This is a genomic window from Bifidobacterium sp. ESL0798, from assembly GCF_029395415.1.
Taxonomy (GTDB): Bacteria; Actinomycetota; Actinomycetes; order Actinomycetales; family Bifidobacteriaceae; genus Bifidobacterium.
This window is the reverse complement of sequence record NZ_CP113914.1, coordinates 618573-644963: the sequence shown is the minus strand read 5'-3', so window position 1 is coordinate 644963 and position 26391 is coordinate 618573. Positions and strand designations below refer to the sequence as shown.

Annotated in this window: 21 protein-coding genes and 1 tRNA gene; 10 read left to right on the top strand and 12 right to left on the bottom strand. The window is 55.8% G+C overall.

Going from position 1 to position 26391, the window contains the following annotated elements; translation table 11 throughout:
• Nucleotides 1–158: 158 nt before the first annotated feature.
• The 3 genes from OZX74_RS02660 to manA form a co-directional block, all read right to left on the bottom strand.
• Entirely contained in the window at nucleotides 159–902 is a 744-nt protein-coding gene (locus tag OZX74_RS02660; RefSeq protein WP_277157012.1) for a C40 family peptidase, read from the bottom strand.
• A 206-nt stretch (nucleotides 903–1108) separates the two neighbouring features.
• Entirely contained in the window at nucleotides 1109–2032 is a 924-nt protein-coding gene (locus OZX74_RS02655) for a CHAP domain-containing protein (RefSeq protein ID WP_277157011.1), read from the bottom strand.
• 322 nt (nucleotides 2033–2354) lie between these two features.
• Nucleotides 2355–4040 (bottom strand): mannose-6-phosphate isomerase, class I, encoded by a 1686-nt coding sequence (manA, locus tag OZX74_RS02650; RefSeq protein WP_277157010.1) that lies wholly within the window; start codon nucleotides 4038–4040, stop codon nucleotides 2355–2357.
• Nucleotides 4041–4159: 119 nt separating this feature from the next.
• Between manA and OZX74_RS02645 the strand changes: the two genes are divergently transcribed.
• Together OZX74_RS02645 and phoU are read left to right on the top strand one after the other, a co-directional pair.
• Nucleotides 4160–4417, top strand: coding sequence for a hypothetical protein (locus OZX74_RS02645; protein WP_277157009.1), 258 nt, complete (start codon nucleotides 4160–4162; stop codon nucleotides 4415–4417).
• A gap of 149 nt (nucleotides 4418–4566) precedes the next feature.
• Nucleotides 4567–5244, top strand: coding sequence for a phosphate signaling complex protein PhoU (gene phoU / locus OZX74_RS02640; protein ID WP_277157392.1), 678 nt, complete (start codon nucleotides 4567–4569; stop codon nucleotides 5242–5244).
• Nucleotides 5245–5552: 308 nt separating this feature from the next.
• On the opposite strand, the gene OZX74_RS02635 is transcribed toward phoU, so the two are convergent.
• The 4 genes from OZX74_RS02635 to lysS form a co-directional block, all read right to left on the bottom strand.
• Entirely contained in the window at nucleotides 5553–6299 is a 747-nt protein-coding gene (locus tag OZX74_RS02635) for a phosphoglyceromutase (protein WP_348519406.1), read from the bottom strand.
• A 243-nt stretch (nucleotides 6300–6542) separates the two neighbouring features.
• Complete coding sequence (gene menA, locus OZX74_RS02630) at nucleotides 6543–7580, bottom strand: 1,4-dihydroxy-2-naphthoate octaprenyltransferase (RefSeq protein WP_277157008.1); 1038 nt, start codon at nucleotides 7578–7580, stop codon at nucleotides 6543–6545.
• A gap of 255 nt (nucleotides 7581–7835) precedes the next feature.
• Entirely contained in the window at nucleotides 7836–8045 is a 210-nt protein-coding gene (locus OZX74_RS02625; RefSeq protein ID WP_277157007.1) for a hypothetical protein, read from the bottom strand.
• A gap of 133 nt (nucleotides 8046–8178) precedes the next feature.
• Nucleotides 8179–9843, bottom strand: coding sequence for a lysine--tRNA ligase (gene lysS / locus OZX74_RS02620; protein WP_277157006.1), 1665 nt, complete (start codon nucleotides 9841–9843; stop codon nucleotides 8179–8181).
• 216 nt (nucleotides 9844–10059) lie between these two features.
• Here lysS and OZX74_RS02615 point away from each other — a divergent pair.
• Nucleotides 10060–10136 (top strand) — tRNA-Pro (locus OZX74_RS02615).
• A gap of 111 nt (nucleotides 10137–10247) precedes the next feature.
• Here the strand turns inward: OZX74_RS02615 and OZX74_RS02610 are convergent.
• Complete coding sequence (locus OZX74_RS02610; protein WP_277157005.1) at nucleotides 10248–12257, bottom strand: DUF6020 family protein; 2010 nt, start codon at nucleotides 12255–12257, stop codon at nucleotides 10248–10250.
• 221 nt (nucleotides 12258–12478) lie between these two features.
• Between OZX74_RS02610 and OZX74_RS02605 the strand changes: the two genes are divergently transcribed.
• The 3 genes from OZX74_RS02605 to OZX74_RS02595 all read left to right on the top strand — a co-directional run bounded on the left by OZX74_RS02605 (nucleotide 12479) and on the right by OZX74_RS02595 (nucleotide 17548).
• Nucleotides 12479–14704 carry a DUF4037 domain-containing protein gene (locus OZX74_RS02605; RefSeq protein WP_277157004.1) on the top strand — a complete coding sequence of 742 codons (2226 nt, stop codon included), beginning with the start codon at nucleotides 12479–12481 and terminating at the stop codon, nucleotides 14702–14704.
• Nucleotides 14705–14887: 183 nt separating this feature from the next.
• Nucleotides 14888–15484: a DUF4125 family protein gene (locus OZX74_RS02600; RefSeq protein ID WP_277157390.1), complete on the top strand. Its 597-nt coding sequence runs from the start codon at nucleotides 14888–14890 to the stop codon at nucleotides 15482–15484.
• A gap of 318 nt (nucleotides 15485–15802) precedes the next feature.
• A complete protein-coding gene (locus OZX74_RS02595) occupies nucleotides 15803–17548 on the top strand; it encodes an alpha/beta hydrolase (RefSeq protein WP_277157003.1) in 1746 nt (581 codons plus the stop codon).
• A 163-nt stretch (nucleotides 17549–17711) separates the two neighbouring features.
• On the opposite strand, the gene OZX74_RS02590 is transcribed toward OZX74_RS02595, so the two are convergent.
• Both OZX74_RS02590 and OZX74_RS02585 read right to left on the bottom strand, forming a co-directional pair.
• The gene (locus OZX74_RS02590) at nucleotides 17712–18455 is read right to left on the bottom strand and encodes a hypothetical protein (RefSeq protein ID WP_277157002.1); all 744 of its coding nucleotides are present in this window, start codon (nucleotides 18453–18455) and stop codon (nucleotides 17712–17714) included.
• A gap of 2 nt (nucleotides 18456–18457) precedes the next feature.
• Complete coding sequence (locus OZX74_RS02585) at nucleotides 18458–20737, bottom strand: PspC domain-containing protein (protein ID WP_277157001.1); 2280 nt, start codon at nucleotides 20735–20737, stop codon at nucleotides 18458–18460.
• 112 nt (nucleotides 20738–20849) lie between these two features.
• Here OZX74_RS02585 and OZX74_RS02580 point away from each other — a divergent pair, with 112 nt between their 5' ends.
• Both OZX74_RS02580 and OZX74_RS02575 read left to right on the top strand, forming a co-directional pair.
• Complete coding sequence (locus OZX74_RS02580; RefSeq protein WP_277157000.1) at nucleotides 20850–22364, top strand: ATP-binding protein; 1515 nt, start codon at nucleotides 20850–20852, stop codon at nucleotides 22362–22364.
• Nucleotides 22365–22454: 90 nt separating this feature from the next.
• Nucleotides 22455–23192 (top strand): response regulator transcription factor, encoded by a 738-nt coding sequence (locus tag OZX74_RS02575; RefSeq protein WP_277156999.1) that lies wholly within the window; start codon nucleotides 22455–22457, stop codon nucleotides 23190–23192.
• Between the two features lie 12 nt (nucleotides 23193–23204).
• Here OZX74_RS02575 and OZX74_RS02570 read toward each other — a convergent pair whose 3' ends face one another.
• Nucleotides 23205–23828, bottom strand: coding sequence for an HAD hydrolase-like protein (locus OZX74_RS02570; RefSeq protein WP_277156998.1), 624 nt, complete (start codon nucleotides 23826–23828; stop codon nucleotides 23205–23207).
• 214 nt (nucleotides 23829–24042) lie between these two features.
• Nucleotides 24043–24192: a hypothetical protein gene (locus tag OZX74_RS02565; protein ID WP_277156997.1), complete on the bottom strand. Its 150-nt coding sequence runs from the start codon at nucleotides 24190–24192 to the stop codon at nucleotides 24043–24045.
• Between the two features lie 255 nt (nucleotides 24193–24447).
• Here OZX74_RS02565 and OZX74_RS02560 point away from each other — a divergent pair, with 255 nt between their 5' ends.
• Complete coding sequence (locus OZX74_RS02560; RefSeq protein WP_277156996.1) at nucleotides 24448–24696, top strand: hypothetical protein; 249 nt, start codon at nucleotides 24448–24450, stop codon at nucleotides 24694–24696.
• A 446-nt stretch (nucleotides 24697–25142) separates the two neighbouring features.
• A complete protein-coding gene (locus tag OZX74_RS02555; protein WP_277156995.1) occupies nucleotides 25143–26390 on the top strand; it encodes a choice-of-anchor L domain-containing protein in 1248 nt (415 codons plus the stop codon).
• Nucleotide 26391 lies beyond the last annotated feature (1 nt).

Here is a 26391-nt window from a genome sequence, read left to right as displayed (position 1 = left end):
CGTGACACCGTTGATAACGGTTCTACCTCAAGAATACCAGTCTTGAGAGCAAAGCACTAAATTCTTCGTTATATAAGAAAACGTGCCCCTTTTTCGAGACACGTTTCAATGTTTATCTAGGCGATAAAACTTTTTTATCTGGTTTCACCCATTAAAACTCAAAGAAGCCTGCGAATAACATAATTACCTGAAGAGAAGGCATAGCCTATGGGGCTATACGTGGTACCGGCAGCAGGATTAAGCGCATTGACCACCTGACCATTACCGACATAAATAGCGGAATGACCGGGACCTGCAAGCAAATCACCAGGCATCGCCTGTGAAATATCCGCGACGGGCCTGCCTGCACTCATCTGGGCGCCAGAACCATGCGGAAGGGCAATGCCAAAGTTACCGAACACATACTGCACAAAACCCGAGCAATCCCAACCAGCCGGGGTGTTGCCGGTATATTTATAAGGAACCACGCCGACGAATTGATTGGCGAAGGTCAACAAACTGGCAACCGACTGCCCATTGGGAGGCGTGACGGTGAAATTCTGCGGCTGCGAACTCTGAGCCAACGAATTCCTTGCAGCAGAACGTGAAGCGGCAGCAGCATCTGCGGCGGCCTGATCGGCCCGAGCCTTTGCCGCAGCAGCGTCCTTCTCGGCCTGCGATTGCGTCTGAGGCACATCAAGAGATTCGATGCCTCCCCAATTCGACTTGGCGTCGACATCGGTGGAGGTGGATTCCTTCAGCAGGTCTTTACGCACGGTATTGACCTTGCGGAACGAACGCGAGGAAGTGACCGGGTCGTTGTCCTCATTGGCAGCGGAGGCGGCAGGAGAGAATGCAAGGAGGGCCGAGGCGCTCAACGCCAGCGCGGCCAAGGATGCACAAATCTTCGAAGCTTTCATCATGTCATTCAGGCTATCATAGAGCAGCAACATAATCGGCCGGCGACGAGGTTCCGGAAGGATGATTCCAAGTGGCCCCTGTCCTGGTTTTCAAACGCAAGATTCCTTGCATTTCAGGCCAAATATAGGTAACCGAAATACGTTCACCGCCAAATACAACCTTCACAAATTTCTGTGAAAGCAAAAATGACGAAAAGAAAAACGCAAACTCAGTAATGAATAATCTGGTGAGCTGCAACCTGATCGGCGGTATAGATCTTCGAGAAGGTCTTACCCTGATAGGCGGCGCCACACTCCGAAGTGACAACGGAGCCGTCGGGATTGATCTGTTCGATGATGGCGACATGGCCACAGGTCGGGTTGGAACCATCCTGACCGGGCGCAAAGACCATGATATCGCCGACGTGGCGCGCCGAGCGGTCGACCCAATAACCCAAAGCACGGGCCGAATCCGCCCACTGGGCACCGTTACCCATCTGGGAACCCACGGGAAGCCCAAGCTGATGCCTACGCACATAAACCCACCAAGTGCACTGGCTGAACTCATAGTTGTTGCCGGAATCACCCGTGGCATGATTGGGATCGAAGCCTGCAGGCAACGTCTGGTAGTCCTGATCCATCAGATTCGCAACCTGCGGATTGTTGGCGATCGATTTCGACATTGCCGAAACGTCGAGCGAAGTATTCGATTCCCCAAGACTCCACGTGCCTTTCGAGCCGGAAGACTGCAGAGGAACACGGTCCTCGGAGCGCGAAGCGGCATTGATCGGCCTCAAAGTAGAGGTAGTCGTGGTTTCTGCACTTGCGCTAAAGCTCGGTTTGCCGGGATTGCCGGACATGACAGCAGTGGCGGTGGCACCGACCAACGCAGCCAGGGAAGCCGAGACGACAACTGCATGGCGACGGTTTTCGGCTTCACGAGCCAAACGGATGGAACGGCGCGTTTCAGGAGCGATTTCGTTGAGTTTGTCGATGACGTCCGGGGCCAATCCCACCATTGCTCCGCTGGTTGCAACAGCCTGCGCCTGCCGCATCGCGTTGCGCGAATGCGTCCCCTTTACAGGAGAGAAGAGGGACGATATAGCGGCAGACCGCTTCGTGCCTCCCCGAGCCTTGTGCGCAGCGTGAACCATAAACCAACTCCTTGCGGACAACATTCCAACAGAAAATGCCTTAACGAACTTTACCGGTACAACACCGTATCAATAAGACATCGTAAAACGCATCTGCCATTCTTGATTTCTGCTACTAGAATACTTCAAGCCCTGATTTTTTTACACACATGACAACCGCCGCGCTATAGAAACCGCAGAATCCATTCGATTCGTCGGCGTGTCACATTTTCTTCACAAAAAACATACCTACGCAACAGGCCGAATACCGACGTATCCGTGCATGTCGGCGACACTATCGCCCCATCCGCAAACTCCTGCGAATTCAACGAAACGACGGGTCTCATACCTGCGTGGAAGCCATAATGAACGTGCCTGCCTCGCCATCCGATTCCAGCTGCACACGGCCGTCGGCGGCCGGAACGAAAACAGCCTCCCCCTGATGCAGAATCCTGGATTCGCGGGAACAGACGACCTTTACCGCCCCTTCGACGCACACCACGATCCTTGGGCCAAAATGTCGGTTGTTGAGCGAGACCTTGGTCATGAGCCTGCCGTATCGGCGAGACAGCCGCTCCATCATTTCCCAAGGATGCTGCCCCGCGCCGACCCTACCGTAACTCAGCATGAATTCATCGATTTTCGGCCTGTAGATGACCCGGTCGCCGAACATGGCCCCCCAATCGGCCATCCAGCTGACACTCGGGTCGACAGGGAGAGACGAAACGCAATCGAGGCTTTGCAGAAAGTCGGGGATGTCCTTGTGCTTCACCGTCATTCCGGCGCGTAGCACATTATCGGAATTGGTCATGATCTCCACACCGGTGCCATGAATATAGGCATGAGGCGTGCCGGCCGGAATGAAGACCGACTCGCCCTCCTGCAACTCAAGCGGATTCATCATCAGCAATGCCAATACGCTGGGGTCACCCGGGAAAGCCTCTTCTGCGGCCAGAGCGTGGTGAAAAGCGAGCTGAGAGCGTTCGTCGGAAACCTCGGAAGCCGCTTTTTGCAAAGCCTTGCGCAGGCCCTCAACATGACCAGCCGCGACTGCCGTATAAAAAGCGCGGAAAATCCGTTTATGGGAAGGCTGCCAGACGGCAGAGGCTATCGGCATCAGCGCATCGGCCTGTGCGAAATCCTCGTCTGTCGGTTCCTGGTTCTGCGCCAATACATTGAACATCCCATACATGCCATCGACAACGTGCATGCCGTGATGGGCTTGCGGCGTCAGCGCCTCCACCATGCGTCCGGCGAGAGGATGATCCACCAAGGTCAGGTTGGAAAGCATGAAAGCAGGCGTCGCAAAGCCGACGGAAGCCTCAAAGGGTTCCAATGCGACCACCATCTCGTTTTTCGCCACCGCGTCCTTGAATGAGCGCTCGGGCGCATCCATCGGCACATGGTATGCATTTTCGGCGTTAAAGCCTGCACGTGCCTGAAAATCGATGGGATGGACCTGCAGGGAAAGCGGGATACGCGCGGAAATCACTTTCAGAAGATATGGCAGAACCGGACCGAATTTATCGGAACAGCGAGCGCCAAGCATGTCTTCGGGATCGGCGCGGATAAGGTCGGTCAGTGCCATCGAAACATCGAGATTCCCGGACTCTGCATGGCCAGGAACACGCGAATGGTGCAACCTCGCCAACGCCCTGTTCCATTTATGCCGTTTATCTTTCGAAAGCTCTCCGTCGGCCTGCCGCAAATCCAAATCCACCTGTGAAGGCCATTGAGCATGGCCGCTGAACCACATCTCCGCTATGGGGGCGTCAGCGGCACTGGCGACGGGACCACGCGTACTCGGCATATCCGCAAAGGCGATTTCACCCCTATCCGTTGAAGACTCGGTTTGCGACTTCTGAATTACGCCTGAGGAGAACCGCTCCTCCCCTTCACTGCTCTTCCCTACACCTTCAGCAAGGCTCGAAGACTCGGCCTGGGCGGTCAGCTGGGAGGCGAACATCGTCTGCAAACGGGTATAGGAGCCCCAGGCATACCGCTTGACGACCGGGTGAATCGAATACACTTGCCAGGACTCCTTATGGACTGCGTTGATTCTATGCTCTCACGGCTCTCATACCGATTCGCAAACGAAATCAGCGTACAGCCAACATAAGGTTAACCCCGGATACTAAAATCAGATGCATGAAGTTCGCACCGATCATCAACCCCGATGTCTGTAAGCCCGCACCGAAGCCGGTTCAGGTCGATTTGCGCAAGACGTTCCTGATCATCACCAGCTGGTGGCTGATTGCCCTTGCGGTCAGCGCCATATTGCTCGCCTGCGGGTTCCACGTCGTTGGAGCGATTATTCTATGCTCATCAGGTGTTGTCATCGGCGCACTGATGCTGATTTGGGAACATTTTGACCGCTGGGACTATCGTCGGCTCGGCGCCAACTGAAGCGACGGCAAAATGACCCGCCCGTCTTCAAAAAGGCGAACGTGCTCGGCGATTCGGCCATTTCCTGATCGCGTGTTCTCGGCAACTACCAAGAACCTTAAAACAACAACGCATAACCGGCATATCCAACCACTATGAAAGAAGCTCATATGCGCGTCATCTACAACGAAGAGCTCAAAGCAGTCGCCGATGATCTGGAACACATGGCCAATAATGTTTGCGACGCGATTCACGGTGCCGGAAAAGCGTTGATAGACAAGGACCAGGACGCAGCCAAAGCCGTTATCGACGGCGATGCGACTATCGATGCGCTGGAAAAGCAGGTTCTTGACCAGTGTGTGAAGCTGTTGGCCCAGCAAAGCCCCGTGGCCACAGACCTGCGCGTGGTCGTCGCCACGTTGCGGCTCGCCTCCACCATCGAACGTATGGGCGATCTGGCACAGCACATCGCGCGAACAGCGTACCGGGCTTACCCCGCCTCGGCGTTGCCGGACGATGAGCAGACACGCCATATTTTCGAAAGCATGCGCGCCCTGCTTGACGTCACCGCGGACAGGTTGCCGGAAATGCTCACCGACCGCGACACGACGTTGGCCCAGCGTGTCATCGCCGATGACAACAAACTCGACGAGCTGCATCGGCAAAGTTTCGAACTGGTGCTCGATGACTCTTGGAAAGTCACCAGACAGCAGCTTATCGACGTAGTACTGACCGCGCGGTTCATGGAGCGCCTCGGCGACCATGCCGTTTCCACGGCCCGCCAGGTGGTCTACATCGTTTCCGGCTTCGATCCAAGCAAGGAGCCACGCGACCTCGACGAAGACTAAGCATAACGAATCCACGATTGGGGTGAGGGCTGAACGGCTCGATTGGGAACCGGACGCATGCACGTTATCTCTGACCGTTATGTGCTTGTGCGAGTAACAGGTCAATCCTGCGAGAAAACATACGTTTTGAACGTCAAAGCCATACGAAAGTTAGCAGGGCTGGCCGGTTACTCACAGAATTGACCGGTTACTCGCCGCAGATTCGTAAGTAATCATCCATACGTGGTACTGCCGTCCTTTTAGATAAAACAAAAGGACGGCCAACGACACGATGTCGTATGGACCGTCCTTTTTAAAAAGTCAGCGACTTACTTCTTGGCCTGGCCTTGGGCAGCCACGGCGGCGGCACCGGCCTTGGCGGCTTCGGGATCGAGATACTCGCCACGGGGCTTGATCGGCTTCATGTCCTCATCAAGCTCATAGACCAGCGGAATACCTGTCGGAATATTGACCTTGGAGATCTCCTCTTCGCTCAAGCCGTCAAGCATCTTGACGATGGCGCGCAGCGAGTTGCCGTGCGCGGCGATCAGAACGGTCTTGCCGCTCTTGAGCTCGGGAACGATGTCGGACTCCCAGTACGGAGTGACGCGCTTGACGACGTTGGACAGAGCCTCGGCCTCGGGCACCGGATCGCCGGCATAACGCGGGTCGTTGTTCTGCGCGAACTCGTCGTTCGGATCGATGTCTGGCGGCGGGGTGCCGTAGGAACGACGCCAGATCATAAACTTCTCATCGCCGTACTTCTCACGGATCTCGGACTTGTTCTTGCCTTGCAGGGCGCCATAGTGACGCTCGTTGAGCCTCCAGCTGCGCTTGACCGGAATCCACAGGCGATCGGCCTCGTCCAGTGCGTAGTTGGCGGTGTTGATTGCACGACGCAGCAGCGAGGTGAAGACGATGTCGGGAAGAACATTCTTCTCCTTCAAGAGCTGGCCACCGTGCTTGGCCTCTTCGACGCCCTTATCGGTGAGCGGAACATCCACCCAGCCGGTGAACTGGTTTGTTTTATTCCATGCGCTCTGGCCGTGCCGGAGCAAAACTAATCTATAAGACATAATTCAATATTAGTCGAAGAAACGGACAATGTAATAAGAAATCGTTAGCGCTAACAATCATCCGAATATAACACTAAAGTTAATTGCCTCACTAAATAAACCGACTAATCGTCAGGCAGCAAACACAACGGCTGCGAAGACACTACAAACGAGTAAAGCAACGCATCAACGCTGACCATCGGCAGAACCGTATGGGGATCCATCGGCCTGACGCCGCCCATGACCTTGTGGCCGGACCTTCGTCTACAGCGTCAACGCAATCTCCACAACGATAAAGACGATAGCAAACAGCAAAACCGTCATGCTGCACATCGGCAGAGCCTTCACAAAGTTGCCGCTGTTGATGCTATGCACCAAGTCCGCTGCCGCTTTGACGCACACCAGCGCGAAGACGACGGCGAGAACGGCCAGAACGATGCCGGCCACGCTGAAATGACGGAAAAGCATAGCCAACGGAACCAAAGCGCCGACCACTGTAATCACCAGCGGAACAAGGTAGGTGATAAACAGCACGGTCTGTGCGTTCTTGCGTCCCAGACGCACGCCAAGCGTCATCTTGCCGCTGATCTTGTCTTCGTCGACGTCACGCAAGTTGTTGACCATGAGAATGGCGCAGGAGAAGAGGCCGCAAAGCACCGCTCCCAGAACGCCTTCGGCGTTGAACCGTCCAGTGAGCACATATTCCGTACCCAATACCGCGACCAGACCGAAGAAGACGAAGACGCCGACCTCGCCGAAACCGGCATAGCCATACGGATGTTTGCCGCCGACGTAGAACCATCCGGCAAGCAGGCACAGCACGCCGAGCGCGATAAGCCACCAGTGACCGGTGAGGATGGTGATGGCAAGACCCGCCACACAGGCGATGAAGGCATTGACGCCGGCGGCGGCCAACACCTGCCGAGGAGTGACCTGGCCGGAGACCGTCAAACGCTGCGGTTTGGCGGTTCTGCTCTCCGTGTCGCCTCGCCCCGCGTCGGTACCACGGATACCGTCGGAATAGTCGTTGGCGAAATTGGCGGCAATCTGGATGAACAGCGCGACGATGACGCAAAGCACGGCGAGCAACGCGAACATACCCCAAGACGTGTTCGCGGCCAGAACGCTCAAGGGACTTGGCCCCGCTGCACAAGCCTCAAGCTGCTCTTTGCTGGTAACGCAACCCGACGGCTGAGATTTCAGCATACGATAGCCTGCCGCGACGCCGACCAATACTGGGGCGATGGATGCCGGCAATGTTTTCGGGCGGAGCCCGTTGACCCACAAATCCAGATTCTTCAACGCAATCCCAACTTCCTAAAAAGCAAACCGGCGTTTTATTGCGACGGCACAATTTGTTTAACCAGTAAAATCATAGCAGATTTGACTGCATTCCCGCTTATGCAAAGATTGCCGAGCTGTCGGAAAGCGAGAAACCAGTCACATCAATCGATGCATTAAACAGATGTATCAACAAGCATCAATTGTCATCGTGAGCATTCTCCGGTTCCTTGGCCGCAGACACCCGCGTACGGCGGTTGATCAATGCCGAAGCGCTCAAAAGCATAAGGTCGAGCACGGCGAAAACAGGGAACGGAACCTGCAGATTTGCTCCCCGCTCAGCGCCTCGACCTGGGCCTGGGTGACGTGCAACGAATCACGCATCTGCGGCAACGCGCCATTGACCGAGGGGGCGCTGACCAGTATCGTCGAGATGGAGAGCACCGCCAGCTTGACGGGCCAGCCGTCAATCTTTCTGCGTTTCACTGTAATATTATAAAATAGATTCTTTTTGCCGGGTTTAAAACACCCGCCTGTTCTCACTATTTTTTAAAAAATCGCCTACCCCACATTGTGTGGAATAGACGATTCTCGAATGTCTGTTTTATCTACTGGATGCTCAGTTCAGCGGCTTCACCAACGGGAAGGTGATGGTCTCGCGGATCGTCGCACCGGTCAGGGCGATCAGCAGGCGATCGATGCCCATGCCCATGCCGCCGGTCGGAGGCATGCCCACGCCGAGTGCCTCGAGGAAGTCCTCGTCGATATCCATCGCCTCGACGTCGCCCGCGAGCGCGTCCTTGGCCTGATCGACCAGGCGCTGACGCTGAACCACCGGGTCGTTGAGCTCGGAGTAGCCGGTGGCCAGCTCGAAGCCACGCACGTAAAGGTCCCACTTCTCGACCATGCCGGGCTTAGAGCGGTGGGCCTTGACCAGCGGGCTGGTCTCCACCGGGAAGTCGCGCACGAAGGTCGGCACCGTGGCTCCCAGATCGGCCTCGTAGAAGTGTTCCCAAAGGTGCTCGATCAACTTGCCGTGGTTCTCGACCTCGTCACGTTCCACGCCGAGCTTGTCGGCGATGGCGCCCAAGTGCTCGACGCTGGTCTCCGGGGTAATCTCCTCGCCCAGCGATTCGGAAAGCGAGTCGTACATGGAGATCTTCTTCCATTCGCCGCCGAAGTCGTATTCGCTGCCGTCGAGCAGGGTGACCTTGGTGGAGCCGAAGGCGTCGATGGCCGCACGCTGGATGAGCTTCTTGGTCAGATCAGCGATAGTGTCGTAGTTGCCGTAGGACTGGTAGGCCTCGAGCATGGTGAACTCCGGGGCGTGCGTGCCGTCGACGCCCTCGTTGCGGAAGTCGCGGTTGATCTCGAACACACGCTCGATGCCACCGACCAGGCAGCGCTTCAAGAACAGTTCCGGGGCGATGCGCAGGTAGAGGTCGATGTCAAAGGCGTTCATGTGGGTGGTGAACGGACGGGCCGCCGCTCCCCCGTGCACGGTCTGCAGCATCGGGGTCTCGACCTCTAGGAAGTCATCTTGCGCGAAGGTGTTGCGCAGCGAGGAGACGACCTTGGAACGCTTACGGACCATGTCGCGGATCTTCTCGTCGGCGATCATGCCGATATACGGTTTGCGGGTGCGGGTGTCCTCAGTCAGCTCCTTGTGAAGCGCCGGCAGGGGCTGCAACGCCTTGGACGCGATCTTCCACTCGCTGGCGAAGATGGAAAGCTCGCCGGTCTTGGAGGCAATCACGCGCCCCTTCAAGTAAAGGTGGTCGCCCAGGTCGACGAATTGCTTGAACGCCTTCAGCGAATCCGCGCCGATCTCCTTTTTCGAAATCATGCCCTGGATCTTGGTGCCGTCGCCTGCGGAAAGCTGCACGAAGCAGAGTCCTCCGCCGTTGCGCAGGAACAGCACGCGCCCGGCGATCGAAACCACATCCTCGGTCTCCTGGCCGGCCTCGAGCTTGCCGTCGTACTTGGCGCGAACGGCGGGAATCGTATCGCTCGGACGCACGACGACGGGATAGGGGTTGACGCCGTCCTTCAACATCTGGGCACGCTTGGCCACGCGCATCTGCACCTGCTCGGGCTGACCTTCCGGGCCGAACTGTTTGTTGCTCGGGTCGATGGCCTCGTCGAAGGACTTGCCTTCATTGATGTTTTCAGCGATGGCCTCGTCCTGTTTAAGCCGCAGCTCTGCACGCTCGACGGTGGACATTACCGGGGCCTCGGCCTCTTCTTCATTCCGGTTTTCGCCGGTTTCTTTGGTTTCGCTCATAGTTAACGAGTGTACCGAGCAGCCGATACACGTTTTTATCCCCAAAAAGACGCTCATTCAGGTTTTTATTCAAATCGAATGATAATTATTACTACAACCAATAGCGTTATACACCTTATAGCAATCCGGCATATTTGCGTTAAGGAAGCACATCATCAACGACACGCATACTGGACTCGTCTATGGGTTCGTTGTATCATGATTGCTGTTGTTCATCGGGCTGTAGCGCAGCTTGGTAGCGCGCTTCGTTCGGGACGAAGAGGCCGCGAGTTCAAATCTCGCCAGCCCGACCAACTAGAAACCCCTTGTTTTGCAAGGGGTTTCGTCATATCTGAAGCAGGCACGACCACTCTATGGCTGCACTTGCACGGTGAGGCCGTTGACGCCGTCGCGGCATACAGGCGTTATTGCTCGGACTGATGAGGCTTCTGTTCTCTGCCGCTGCACACGAATCCAATCACCATAGGCGTCAGCAAAACCAGCTGGAAGACAAACCGCGTGGGCGAAGGGCGTCCTGGGCGCGACAGGCTTTCTGCACAAACGTAAAGACTGGCGGCGGTCAAGAGCCACGGCAGACATTTAAGCAGTAGGCTTCGGCCGGCAGATACGGCATGAACCATAAAAGCGGCATAAGGCCGATGACTTTGACCATAGGTATCGGTTCGGTTGAATCGGCTTGCCTCATTGTCGCTTTCACCCATGGTCAGAATGTCCCGTCGCTGTTCTTTCCTGCGCCTCCACAAGTAATACAATACGAATCCGGGCAGAACCGACGTCCACAACGCCATGAAGAACGGGATGTTGATTCCCGGCGTATCGACGACGCTGCGATAGAGCTGTTTGACTGTCTCACTGGCCTCGGTGGGCGGCGTATGAGGCTGGAGCACGCCGTAGGTGTAGGAGGCCGTGTCGGAAGTGGTCATCGGCAGCATCACCACGGAAACCGGCTTGGGGATGGGCTGGTATTTGACACTAAAGGCATCAAAAGTCATCCATCCGGCTTCCAGGCAGAAGAAGCCCTGCAGATACGAATCGGGATGGCGCATTCCGACATCGAGCCAAGCCTTGGCAAACCGGGAGATCGGGACCTTGCCCTTGACTGTCCAGCCGATGGCAGGCACCGCAAGCCACGGGTCGTAGTTCCGGCTGATCTCATCCCACGAATATTCGATGTAGTTGTCGACGGCGTCGCGGTCCGACGCGCTGATATCGTCGGGATGGTCGTGCGCGGCACGGGCCATCATCTGGATCGGCAAGGCGAGCGCGGCTTCCGGCGTGCCCGGCACCACGTTGATACGTTGAAAGGCGAATTTCGGTATCGCCATATCAACGATGACGAACAGCACCACAGCGAGTGCGACGGCGGCCGCTTTGAGCAACGCCCGAAACTTGCCGACAACCAGCGCCAGCAGACACAGCACGATGATGTAAAGACCGAGTTTGCGGGTCAGCGCCACCAGCAGTCCGTCAAATGCGAACGCCACGACGAACCACGGGTTACGTAATAATTGAAGCTTGGTATCGACCAATTTGCAATACATAATCGCCCAAGGGACGAAAAACATCGCGCTGGTCGTGTCTTTGGCGATGGACATGACGCACATCGGCACCACCGGGAAGAAGCAGAAGAATGCGGCGCAACCGTGCAGTACCCTGCGATTGAGGTCGGTTCTGCCGAGGTACGCCAGCATCCACGCGACGCCGAAAGCGAACCCTACGGCCTGCAAAAGCGCGTATATATACATGCCAATGTTGTAATTGCCGAACAGCGTCTTGCCGATCGAGGCGAACCAACCGTAAAGATAGGTGTCGAGGAAGGGGTGATGGTCCCAGATCTTGCCCGCGTTCATGCCATACAGCGGCATCCCGTAATATTCCGCGATCTGGTCGCCGGTATCGAAATGAATCACGCCGGGAAACAGCAAAATAATATACGGCAGCCAGCAACACAGCAATATCGATGCATCGGCGGCGATGGCGGAAGGACGTTCGACATAGCGGAAGTGGAAATAACGGCGGACTGCGGCGAAACGCTTGTGGGGCGAAACGGCAGAATTGACAGATGTAGTTTCCCTGCTTGCGGTTGCCTTGGAACCGTCGAATACGCGGGTTCTCATGAATTCCACACCGCGGTATGCGATCATATACAGCACGGCGAACAACACTGCATAGCCGACCGCCTGCAAATAGAGATAAACGTGGTCAAAAGGAACCCAGCCGAACTGCGCGGCCTGACTCGAGCAGGCAACCATAAAGCCGAGCACGGCGGGAATCAGCAAGCCGACTTTCGAAGGCTGCAGGAAATTTCGAATCTTGAACCACACGCTGGTGTCTCTCGATTTGAGCGGAATATCGGCAATCACTTCCCGAACCGCCGACGTATCGCCGGACCGGCCAATTCGCTTATCCTCCACCACTGCTCCCCTGCCATATTGCCGGCAATCGCCGTACAAGACCCGTTTCCTATCTCTACGGTTAGTCTAGCGTGCCGGTTCGTCGAAATAGCACAAGTTTCCCGGATACAAAGGTTTATCGGGAAAACCAAAATCCTGTGATGTAGCTCACATGGAAATGAGACCTCTGGACATCATCGCCGGCAATAGACTTGGAACCAGCAAACGACAAAGGAGCAGTCATGGACGACAACGCGCAGGGCCAGACGCCCGAAGAGCTTTTGAGGGCTTTCAGCAAGGCACATTCCTCGGTTTCCGAAGAACCCGAAAACGATGCCAGCGATCCGAACAACGCGGCCGCACCCGCAACCAACACGACCTTCGACACCGACGAATTCCTCAAGGGGCTCGACGCCCTCTTCGACGCCCACGTCGCCCGCGACAAGGCCGAACCGTACCTGAAACAGGCGATGGCGGACGCCGAGAACGCCGGCGATGACGCGGGACTCTTGACCGTCTTGAACGAGACGATGGGCTTCTACCGTTCACACGGAAAACACAAGGACAACCAGTGGGTCATTCAGCGAGCGCTGGAACTCGGGTTGAAAATGGGCATCGAAGGCACGGAAGCGTGGACCACCACGCTGATCAACGCGGCGACCGGGATGCGTGCGGCCAAGCAGTACGACCAGGCCGCAGACCTGTACCAGCAGGCGTTGGCAACGGCCAAGAAGACGCTCAAACCCACCGACCGGCGCATGGCGGCGCTACACAACAATATTTCCATGTTGTATAGCGAGACCGGAAAGCTGGAGGCGGCGCAACGCGAACTGGAAACGGCGCTTTCCATTCTCGAGGCTTCAAGCACCAATCCACAAACCGATATCGACGTGGCCTCCACGCATACCAACCTTGCGCTGGTGCTGCTGCAACGGGCGAGCGAAGCGGCGAAAAATAAGCAGAACAGACAAGCTCAAGATTCAGGAAATTCCGATTCTCCGGAAACCGTTGACTCCTTGCTCGATCAGGCGATGAAGCACTCCCTGAAAACGCTGGAAATCTATCGGAACGGGCATCTTGAGCACAGCGCCCACTTCGCCTCGGCACTGGCCGGATACGCGCAGACCTGCTTCGCGGCAGGACTGTTCGACAAGTCCATCGACTCCTACCGTCAGGCGCTCAAAGTCATCAAGGAATGCTACGGCACCGACACCGATTACTACCGCATCACCGCGGGGAATCTCGCTCAGGTCGAGGAAACTGCGCGCGCGGCCAAAGAAGCGGCCGGAAATTCCAAGACATCAGAATCGGATAATAACCCCACTCAGATTGGAAACACTGAAGAAGCCGACAATAATGCCACATCTCCAGCCCCACCTGAACACTGCAAAAATGACGTCTCTCCAACTTCTGACCATTCCGAGGCCAACCATATAACCTTAGAAACCAAACCGGCCATCTCTGGACTCAAGCTCGCTCGCGCCTACTGGGAACAGTACGGCAAGCCGATGATTGCTGAGAAATACCCAGAATATCAAGGTCGCATCGCCGCGGGTCTAGTCGGACATGGCTCGGAATGTTATGGCTTCGACGACCGATACTCGCAGGACCACGACTTCGGTCCCGGCTTCTGCCTGTGGCTCACCGACGAGGATTACGACGCCATCGGCGAGCATCTGCAGGCCGATTACGAGGCGCTGCCTCAGGAGTTCATGGGCTTCGGTCCGCGGCAATCCACGGCACGGGCACAGGGTGGCTCACGACGTACCGGCGTTTTCCGCATCGGCGATTTCTTCGCCGGCATCACCGGCTACCCGGCAGCGCCCAGCAACGACAAACCGCACGAATGGCTGCTGCTGGACGAATCCACGCTCGCCGCGGCGACCAACGGCGAGATCTTCGCCGACCCGCTCGGCGCCGTCTCCAAAACGCGACAAGGCTTCAAAATGATGCCCGACGACGTGCGGCTTTCCCTTATTTCCCGCCGACTCGGCATGATCGCACAGGCGGGCCAGTACAACCTCCCCCGCATGCTCAAACGTGGCGACGGGGCGGCGGCATGGCTCTCCATCCGCGAGTTCACCACGAACGTCTGCTCGTTCGTCTTCCTGTTGAACGAACCCATCCGCGCCGGATACATGCCCTACTACAAATGGCAGTTCGCGGCGCTTCGCCGGCTTTCCGGACGCATGTCGACCGTCCTGCCGGATGTCTGCGAACAGCTTGAAACCGTCCTGCGCCTTTCTTCGGCGGCCTGCTTCGGCGGCTCCGGATTCGGCGAGGGCGGCAAGGGTTCCGCTCCGGCGCAGAAGCAGATACAAGACACCATCGAGCACATCTGCGCCGAAATCGTCGCGGAGCTCAAGGCCGAGGGGCTGACCAACAGTGACGAGGAATTCCTGGAGTGGCAGCGACCGTACGTCGAGGCGCACATCGGCAGTGACAATCCGGTGCTGCACAGCCTGTAAACGCGTAAAAAGCGAAAATGACCTGCCGACACTACTAGAGTTGGTAGCAGCACATTAACGAACGAACCAATAACGGCGGGCGAAACGGGCATAACGAGGAAAAGAGCAACAATGACCGAAAACACAACAAATCAAGAGACACCGGAAAACGTTTCGGCGGAAGATCAGGCGAGAATCGACCTGATGGAACGGGTGGTCAGGCACGAATGGGACCAGTTCCAGAAGACGGACAACGAGGGCGGACGCGCGGCCTGCCAAGGCAACTGGCCTACCTTCCACCAGATGCGCTTCAGCCAGTTCGCCACCTGGCCCGTGCCGCTGCTGGAAAGCTATGCCGACGACCTCGACGAGGCGGACAGGATCGGCCGCAACCTCATCACCGAAAAATACGGGCGCATGATGATCTCGACCTGGCCGGAGGAATACCACGCCAACATCGAGCCGTACGTCCCGGCGCGTTCCGCAGAACGCGTGGCGGCGCAGGAAAAGGTGATTACGCAGCAAGTGGCTTGGGCCGACGATTTTCGCGGTCGCTACCCCAAACTCGGCCGTGAGATGCGCGTGCTGCACACCAGCGAGGACACCCACGAAAACACGTCGTTCGAAACCTACCTGCGCGGCGAACTCGGCACGTATTCCGATAAGACGTTTAGCCTGTATCAGGACTTCATCGCGCAGCTCGCCGACGCCGATCGCAACCTCACCGAAGAGACCATCCGCAACACCGTGCTGCTCGGCGGATTCAAGTCGCTCGATGACGCCGAGGCGTTGCAACAATGAATCTACGACCATCGTTGTATGTTCTGTGATTTTTATAACGTAGACCACTGAATGCTGACACGAAATCCGTCAATGCAGCACTGAACATCGTAAATCCAAGATCCTGTGTTCCGTTCTGCGAATGAAGGATGACCTGAAATACATTACCGCGCAAACAAGCCATTCTTGCGATTGGCTTATGTTGGTTTCACAGCACGGAAGCATGAAAGGCCACCCTATTTCTCCTTCCCTGCTACGTATTTACAGCTTTATTACACAATTTTCCCGAGATTCCCGTTCCCTGCTATCGAGGACGCAAAATATCGAGAATGAGATAGAGTGGCACGCATGCGATTCCTGAAACGATTCCTGCCGTCTGTGGCTGTCTTCGTCACCCTTGTTGCCATTTTGGCGACGTTGAGCGCGGCGATGATGCCAGGATGGGACGTGGAACCGCTGACGCACCATATCGAAGTCGCTTCCGACTATTCCGCCATCCAAGCCCGCGACACGGCAGCTGCAGGAAATACAGGTATTCAAGCCGGGAAAAATGGAAATGGCACCAACGCCAAAGGCGTGCTGAAAACCGCTCAGGAAGGCACCTATCAGGTGAAAGCGGAAAACCTGCGGATCAGGCTCACTGCGAACGTCACCATCAACGCCATCCTGCGATCTCCGCTCGGCGCGCCCGGTAAAAGGCCTGCGACATTATTCATCCACGGGGCAGGCACCGGCAAAGCCAGCGAGGTCTACGGCGACATAGCCTCAGCCCTGAGTTCGGCAGGCATCGTCACGCTCGTGCCCGACAAACGGCTCGATACCTACACCACGTTCCACCGCAACTATTACGCGATGGCCGAAGACTACATGACCTCGCTGCACACCCTGCAAGCGCAGCCCGACGTCGATCCGGCGCATACCGGCATCTATGCGGAATCCGAGGGCACATGGATCGCCGAGGCGATGGCGTACCGCCACCCCGGGGCGATTCCCTTCATGATGCTGACCTCGCCGCCGGTGGTTTCCGGGCGCCGGCAGATGACCATGGCCGCCAACACCTACGTCGATTACATCGGAGCACCCAAAGGACTCAACCGTGATATCGACAAGTTCGTCGGACTCGATTTCTCCCCGCTCGGGCTGCAATATGCGGATTTTCCGGGCCAACAATACCTGAAAGACCTCACGATGCCGCTGTTGGTCAGCTTCGGCACCGACGACCTTTCCATGCCCATCGAGCAGGGCGCGACCGATATCATCGATGGCGCCGGCTCATCCGGCAACGACAACGTGCTCGTGCGCTATTACCGTGCCAACCACCAGATGCGTGTCGGCGCACACACCTCCGCGCCTGGCCTGCCGCTCGACTCGCACTATACCCACAATCTCGAGAATTGGACCAACGCCATCGCCGACGGCACGAAAGCCGACGATTGGGTTACGCCGCAAATCGCCGGGAGCCAGCCACACCAACGATTCGGCGTTCCCACAGCCGTCAGGCCCGGGCTGGTTCGATCGCTGAGCACAATATTGACGCTGCTGGTCTCGATTGCTCTGTGCACCGCGATGGCGGGAATCGTCGGTATTTGTATCGCAATTGGACATTTACGACAACGCTCCAAACAAAAGAATCAAGATTCCTCAAGTTCAATCGACAAGAATGTTGATGGACAATCTTCGGCAAAGACTACAAGAGTCCGACTCTCTTGGGGAGATGCTGCACAAAACCGATTCCCACACCACCTCACAACAGCTCTGACCCTAAACGGCTGCTGCGCGGTACTTGGCATCGCGGCATTCTTCATCTACGTCATCATCGCGGCGAAATCCGCGTTGACGCTGACTCCACGCGGCACTCTGCTCAACTGGGGCTGGGTGCTTTTGCAGGTCATCGCGCTCATCAACGTCGCGTTGCTGACCTGGCTGATTATGGAACTTTGGCGTTCGCGCGGCAGCAGGAGTTCAGAAGGCAAACAATCCCAAGGTTTCTGGACTCCCGCACACTTCATCGTCGCAGTACTGTGTATCATCGCAGCGGTGATCTCACTGACGATGATGGCATTCTTCGGGCTCTTTAGTCTCTAAAAGGTACTTGCAAAATCTTTAAGAACCAAAGCAATGGAAGCAGCAAGTCTCACTGTTTCTATACTTGCTTAATACAATGTTCATCAAGCCAAACGATGCCTGCGCAACGCCATAATCGTCACGCAAGCATCGTTGATACACCACCATTTATTCCGCAAACTGCTTATTGCCGTCTTCTAGCCTTCCATTTCGCAGTACCCTTCTGAATCAGCGACGCCAAACCGAGCAACGCCGCCAGCACGATCAGTAACGCGCCCAGCATGACGATGGCCATGGCAATCAGCGAGCGCACATCGACACCACCGGGTATCGACGCGAAGACCATCGGGGACGCCGAACCGATGAACAGCATCAATGCTCCCAGAAACAGCGGCAGCAGGCTCAGCACGATGGTCGCTTTGCTGGGCCCGGCCGGCGGTTGCGGTTTCGGCATCCGCGGCGGCACGTCACGCGGCACACGCACGTAGGCTCCGGAAGGGGCAGGCCCATTGGCAAAGTTCGATGGCGACACATATCCGGCCTGATTGGGTGCATCCGATGTGGTACTGCCGGTTCCAACTCCGGTTTCATACTCGCTCTCCGACCCCGTTTCGGTCTCGGCTCGGCTTTCTTCCGCTTCTGACGAATCACTTACAGCATTACTGTTTTGCGCAAGATCATCATCTTCGGCATCATCGGCAAAGACATCAGAGTCCTGGACCGAAACGATCTCGGTAGCGTCATCATTACCGTTTTGAACTGCAACAGCCTCGATATCGGTCCTGTCGCCGGTATCAATATTCTGAATTGGCATAGTCTCAGTAGTATCGCCGTTGCCATTTTGAGCCGGCATAGCGACGGTATCAATCATGTCATTGTCGGTTGCAGGGTTCGTCATTTCGTTCTCCTCATTCGATTCGTCACTCATCGTCATCGCCTCCATGCTCCCGTTGTCTTGCCTTTGACGAATTGCGCATAACTCGGCACCGTGCTTTCGGCAGGATACTGCACCGTCACGCGTCCTTCGACGATATAGGGGGCGTCAACGGTAAGCTCCGGCCCGTTCTTCGGCATCTTCTTCGTCTCCGTATACCATTGGTAGTCTTGATCGTTGCCATAACCGCTGCCGTAGCCGATGCGCTGATAACTCATCCCGCCAAAACCGACTTGCATGGCACGACTGATGGCAACATATCCGCTGCCCAATGATTTCGTGCCGGTCGCCGGGTCATCGCCAACCCATGAACCCATGACGAGATTGCCATCGCAGAAGCCATAGCAGAATCGGTAATCCCAACTTCCGTCAGCGGTACCGTCATAATAGTCGCTGTCGTCGTCGCCGATGTAATCATCGTCATCGTCATCTGTTTCACAACCGTCAGCTTCATCGCATTCATCATCATCGTCGGATTCATCGTCATCAGACCTGCTGTGCTTTGCGGAAGTGTCCGGCTTCGAGGTTTTCGAGTCTTCACGACGCTTCTGGTTCTGGGCATGCAAATCCACATTGGTGCCGTGGCTGAGCCGGTACGAGCAGCCTGCGGGCAAAGTGACGAACACCGTCGTCTTCCTGTCTGTCAAATGGATCGTTCCGGTCGGACAACCGGACTTGACGGTGCTGCCGTCCTTCAACGTGACATCGTGGGTACTGTGTGTCTTGGCGTAATCGCTGAAGTCGATGTTGACCGCGTCGTCATCGAGCCTGTGGCCTTTAATCGCGGTCCCGTGCGTCAGTTTTTTAAGCTGCTGGTCGTTACCGGCATCGATGGCTTTGAAACCGCTGACGTTGACCTGGCTATAGGACGTACTTTCCTGTTCCAAACCGGTCAAAACCACGGAATAACCGATATCGCTAATAATAAAGACCACCGCTATGAATGCCGCGATCCACACCAGGGGATGCAGCCCTCCGGCGCGATGCCCAGCCAAACCGAGTATGGCAATAACCACGCCTAGGAATATCAGAATCCCGCCAGTCCAGTACGTTCCATATTGAAGAATCGTGCCCATATAGCCGCCGTTACCAAAGCACTGTATTGCAACTAGCGCACCCGAAAGAAGAATAGCACCGAGCACGAGCAAGACGAGCACGAATCCGGCGGGTTTGCGCCGCGCGCGCCTCGGACCCCACGTTTTCGTCGCGCTCTGAGCCGTGCCTTGCGGATAAGGCTGCGCCGGTTCGGCCATATAAGTGGGAGGAGCGGCTGAGGCCGGAGATGCGCCAGTGGCAAACGGCGAAGCCCACGACCGCCCGGAAGGCTGGCGGTCATTGAAACCGGAAGCGTTCTGACGTCCATTCCAAGGCCCGTTTTGTGAGGTTTGGGTATCGGCGGAATATGTCTGATTGCCATCGTCAAAGCGGTTCTGACCGGTTACGGCATCGTTGGAATCAGGGTTATTGATATCGTTGTCCGACCCATCCACTTCCGGATTGGAATCAGCCTGACGCATATTCGCATCGTCGCCTCCGAAACGATTGCCCGCATTCACGCCGTCCTGTTGACGAAAGGTCGCCTCGTTAGCCCTCTGAGTTTCTTGCGTTCCTTGGGCTCCGGCTTGCGGATTTCCCTGCGTTTGCTGCCAGGATTGCGCAGCATACGGCGCACAATTCGCGCTCCCATAGAAAGTCGGGTTTGCGTTGCCGCTTGGATTATAAGGCATCGGCCTAGCCTGATATTGGCCTTGCGGCTGACGTGTCTGACCTTGAAACTGACCCCGTTGCGCGTTATTGAAATAAGCGGCCCCACGCTGCTGTTGCGCCTTGTTGGCGAGGCTGTTGATCATAATCAGCAACACCGCCACCGCGACGATGGCCAGCAGAACGCCGATGCCCGGGAAGCAGAACGCAATGACCATAAAAACAATCGGGCCGAGCAATGACCATTGCCAATGCCCGTACACCAGCTCCTCGCCGGAAATCCTGCCGTCTCGGCAATCGGGAAGCAACACCCACGCCGCCGCGTAGAAGGCCGCACCAAAGCCGAAGGCCAACGTAGAGGCGGCAACCACTGCACGGACGAAAACGGGACTCAGCCCGTAACGCACCGCAATACCATCGCAGACCCCAGCAATCCAGCGGTTGTTGCCTCGCATCAGGCCACTGCCGCGAATCCATGCGAAGAAACGGTCGATCTTGTCGTGACTGGGAGGCACGGGATTGTTCATGTTGGTCGGCTGTTGGCGGCCGCTGCCGTATGTGTTGTTGCTCATGGTTCCATTACAGCATTCCGAAACGCTCAAAAGGGTCAGGGAACACCCTGATTTAACCCTGATTTTTATCCGAACGCACCCTGAACCTTGCAAAATCATGCACAATGGAGGTATGAAGTCATCGAATCACCGGCCAGACGACCGACCGCATCAGCCAGCCTACACGTGGAATCAGTATGCACCGGCCAGTGGCTTCCCGGTGACTCCCAGGCTTCGTCTGCCGCTGCTACGCCCGAAAAAGAAACGCGTCTTCTGCGGGGTATGCCGGGGGCTGAGCCTGCATCTGGGCATGCCGGTGGTTTGGATCCGTCTGGCTTTCGTAGCAATGACGTTCCTGTTCGGCGCCGGTATCGCGGCCTATATCTTCTTGTGGGCATTCGTTCCCGCAGGAGATCCGCTTACCGCCGTGCAGCAACAGCGCGAGAACGATTGGCAAGCCGCGCATGCACCATTGTCATATGGCAATGCCAACAATATGGCACCAGGTCAAGCCGGCGATTCAGAAACCGCCAATGCCGACGGGCAACGAACAGCACAACGTTTCTCCTCCCCGTCGAACGCGGCCAACGTCGATACATCCGAAGGCGACGAGGCAGGCAACGGCCCGGAAAACCTTGCCCAGGCATTCAAGAACGCTTCAAAACCCTCGATCATCGCGCTTACCGGCATCGCACTGATTGCACTGGCCGTAATTCTTGAAAACAGTCCGCTGCCCAGCGACCTCACATTCGGCATTTTCATGGCCCTTTGCGGCATCGGTGTGGCCTGGATCCGTTTCAACGCCGAGGACGGACAGATACGGTACCTGCTAATCGGCGTGGCGCTGATGGCTCTGGGCTACTTCATTTGCGCCGATTCCGAGACATTCAGCCACCACCTTCCGTTTTCCGCCGCAATCGCCGGGGTGGCGCTACTGGCAGGGGTGGCGCTGGCCATTATTCCACTTGCCAACCGGTTCATCCACGAACTGAGCCACGAGCACGCACTGAAGGAACGCGAGGAGGAACGCGCCGACATGACGGCCCACCTGCACGACGGCGTGCTGCAGACCCTCGCGCTTATCCAGCTGCACAGCGATGAGCCCAAAACCGTGTTCACGCTAGCCCGCAAGCAGGAACGCGAGCTGCGCCGATGGCTGTATCAGGAACGCATCCCCTCCGACCGATCGGTGAGCTCGGGGCTGAAGGAGATAGCCGCGCATATCGAGGATGAATTCGGCGAGCCGATTGACGTGGTGAGTGTGGGCGACACCCGACCCAGCGCCCAGACCGATGCGCTTTTGAACGCCAGCGAGCAGGCGATGCTCAACGCCGTGCAGCATGGAGCGGAACCGATCTCGGTCTATTGCGAGGTCGGAGCGGCACAGGCCGAGGTCTTCGTGCGCGATCACGGCGACGGGTTCGATCAGAACGCCATTCCGCCGGACCGGCTCGGCATCCGCCAATCCATCATCGGCCGCATCGAGCGTCGCGGAGGCAACGTCAAAATCGTCTCACGTCCGAGCTGGGGCACAGAAGTGCATATGACCATGCCGATACCGAAGGAAAACGGCAGCGCTGATGGCACAACGACAGAAGATAGGCAACCGGAAACAGGAAAACAAAGAAATACAAAATCCGAAAAATAATCATAGATGGTTATCAAGGTTTTTGACAAAGACAAGCGGACATGATTGGCAACAGCGCCAATACAATGGAAACATCTACAGCGAGGGAACATGAACGGCGACAGCTCAAATCAGACCACAAATGGCATTCGTCAAACGAATGGAGACAACGCGCAACACAGCAACGAATCAGACGCAGGCCATCGCGATATCCGCGTGGCCGTGGTCGACGATCATGAGATGTTCCGCGCAGGGGTGATTGCGACGTTGAGCCCGCATTTCACCATCGTCGGTCAGGCGCCCGATGTGGAAGGCTCGGTGGCGATGATTGCTGCCACATTGCCAGACGTAGTGCTGCTCGACGTCCACGTGCCAGGCGGGGAAGGCGGCGGCGGCGCGGAAATACTGCTCAAATCACACCCGCTCTCCCCCGATTCCGCGTTTCTTGCACTCTCCGTCTCCGATTCACCGAAGGACGTCGGCGCGGTCATCCGCGCGGGCGCACGCGGCTATGTCACCAAAACCATCAGCGGCGACGACCTGATTTCCTCGATCATCCAAGTGAACGAAGGATATGCCGTCTTCTCGCCGAAACTGGCCGGATTCGTGCTCTCGACCTTCCAAGGTGCGGGGGCCGCCAAGCACGACGACGAACTCGACAAGCTCACGCAGCGCGAGCAGGAGGTCATGCGCCTCATCGCCCGCGGCTACACCTACAAGGAGATCGCCGCGGAACTGTTCATCTCCATCAAGACGGTGGAGACCCATGTCAGCGCGGTGCTGAAAAAGCTCCAGCTCTCCAACCGCACTGAGCTCACCCGCTGGGCCGCCGATCGCCGGATTGTATGAAAGCGCGGGGCTTCAGACAACTGTTGGAATCACGTTTCGCAGGCTGTCTGCATCTTTAAATTTGACCGATTGGAAACCAAGCTCCCCAATCCTCTTGACAATCTGCTCATTGTTGTTGACAAACAAAGTAGTTCCTGAATCAATACCAAAATGTTCGATGGCGCGACGCACCGGAACCGGATCAGGCAACCGAAGCTTTTCCTCAGACGAAACCACGAAATCACGCAATAAACGAAGTTCGGAGAAACGTTGCAGCGCCAGTTGCAGATGTTTTCTCGTCGTGTTCGCCAGTCCCCATAGACGAATTCCGGCAGCGTCCAAATCTCCCAGCAACTCAGGCATTCCCGGCATCATGCCAACGAACCCGTCCTTTTCATGGTCAAGGTACATCTTAAGTACCCACGCAATGGCCGGCCCGTGGTGTTTATTGTAGGAAGCGAGCACGCGTTCTTCGCTCCACCCGCTTTCAAGCATCGCCAGGTAAAATTCCATTCCCCACTCGTCACACGGATCAAACATCATATCGGCGATGCCTTGAGGATATTGCCCGGTAATCGGCCGCCGCCCGTCCCACTCGATGAGCACCCCATCGAGCCCAAACACCACGTCGGTTATTGATGTTGCCACAACCGTCATACCTCTTTACAAGCCGTCAATCGGAATCCTAACTTCTCTATTCTTATAGACGATTCACACGACCCAGCTAAATAAAACACTCTCTATTCGTTTACCAAACAGAAAATTATTGATATAAATAGAGAATTTTAAACATAATATGATATATAATTTCATATGTTCTCTCTGTTGCATATTTGCCGCTTGACAACCAAACAGCATGCATGTAACCAAATCAAGCTCTTAACGAAGAACAAGGAACGATAATGAACAGAAAGATACTTGCCGCCATAACATCCGTGCTGCTGATTTTCGGCGTTTCGGCCTGTTCCGAATCATCAACAACGAGTAACGATGCCCCGGCTTCAACGTCTTCTTCATCCAAACAAAATGCCGAAGCAAAGAAGAAGGCCGCGGAAAAGAAAAACAGGAAGCCAAAGAAGAGCAGGAACTCAACACCGCCAAAACCGCGTTAAACGACAAAATCGACGAGGCGCGCTCCCTGCTCGACTCCTCGGACAACAACGTCGCAGATCCTCAAACACGTGTTGACCTCACCAATGCCATTAATACCGCCACGGCATTTACCGGCACAAATTCGGCTGAATACAATCAAGCGACTGATTCGTTACAAAAAGCCATGGCTACCGTGACGAACAGCATCAATCAGAAGAGCCAGAATGATGCGGCTGCGGCCCAAGCCGCGCAGCAGGCACAACAGCAGGCCCAGGCACAACAACAGGCTCAACCTCAAAACCAAGGCGGCACAGGCTCACTGTATGCTACCTGCCGTGACGGCTCACAATCCGTATCCCGGCCTGGAGCACCGAACTATCAAGGTATGTGCTCCCACCATGGCGGCATAGCCCAGAAACTGGGGCCACGCTGAAAGGAAGCCCAACCTTCCATCACGAAGACGTTGACAGTAAGTTCAGTGTATTGCAAGGACAGATCTCAAGAATGAGTTATGGCGATTGCTGTCAGGTGGCCCTATCAACCGTCCCCATCACGAAGACGAGCAAATAGACCTTGGTGGCGGAACCACAAGACAGGCTAGATGCTTTCAGATTCCGGAACCCGTTAATATCCGACAGCTTGTCCAGATTGGGTTCTGATTTTTGAATGGGGACTCGGCTCAATGAACGGAGGATTTCCTATTGCCAATTCGAATGCCGTCGATCGAAAACCAAACGGGACCAGGTCTCTCAACTAGCCCCAAAACCTAATTTGCGTAAATTATTGGACAACATCTATACTTACCTTAGTTAGCGATATTTATTATCGCTTAAAAATATTGTTTACTATCAGCAACATCTCAGAGAGAAAAGGTTGACGATGACACGGGAACAGCACAGAAAACGGTTTGGGAAGTGGACTTTACAAGGCATAACAAGCGCAAGTACGGCCATCTTGGCTACGCTCCTGCTTGTTCCAACCTGCGCCCAGGCCGTTGAACCGGCAACGTCAGCTCCCCAAGAGGCAAAGGATTCTACAGCAAGCGCGGAAGTTGCTCGAGATTCGGCACAACATTCGCTGCTGCGAGAAGCACCACAACAAGTAAACGCCCAAGACAGCACACCGTCTGACGTGAGCGTGACACAGGCAAACGCCGATGAATTATTGAAGGTTTTGCTTGCCGACGATTCCCTCGCGGCTTCGAATGTGAAGTTAACGGGTTCCCCTCTTGCGGCTGGAACCTTTGCTCACGGACAAACCACATTGGGAATCGATAATGGTCTCCTCTTTTCCACAGGCGACATCACTGGAGGACATTCGGCGCTAGGCACTCCCGGCGACTCCGACTTGGATACGATTCTTGGCGCCCCAGAGACTCATGATGCGATCTCATTGGAATTCGATTTTGTGCCCAAAGGCTCCACGCTGTCGTTCAACTATGTATTTGGGTCAGAGGAATATCCGGATTACGTGGGAAGCGAATACAATGATACTTTTGCTTTCTTGGTAAATGGCGCGAACGTTGCGTTGATTCCCGGATCGAATAACCCCGTGAGTATCAATACCGTCAACGCCAACGAGAACAGCGGATATTTTATCGATAATTCCAATTCCGCGATAAAACCTCTTCCGGGAACCCAATTCGGAGGACTTACCAAAGTGCTGCCAGTAACAGCTCCAGTGATCAAAGGTAAAACAAACCACATCAAAATCGTGCTTGCTGATGCGAACGACAATATATACAATTCATTTGTCGCGATTCAAAAAAACAGCATGAAATCACTAGGTACCGTGAATGTTCATTATGTAGACCAAGCAGGGAAGCATCTGTCAGACGACGTTGTCCTTACCGGCAATATAGGCGATCCATATACGACTGATAAAAAGAGCTTTAACGGATATGTATTCCAACAAGTGCAAGGCAATGAACACGGGACCTTTGCCAATCAGACGCAGGAAGTGACATATGTCTATTCAGCCGTTCCGACGCCTGTGGGCCAGAGCCAAACGAGCCAAACCAATTCGCTTGCGGATACAGGAACGGTGATACTTCCCGCGCTGAGTCTGATGTCTCTTCTGCTGACAGCCGCCTGTGGAATGCTGGTATGCAAACGTCACAACAGCTAAA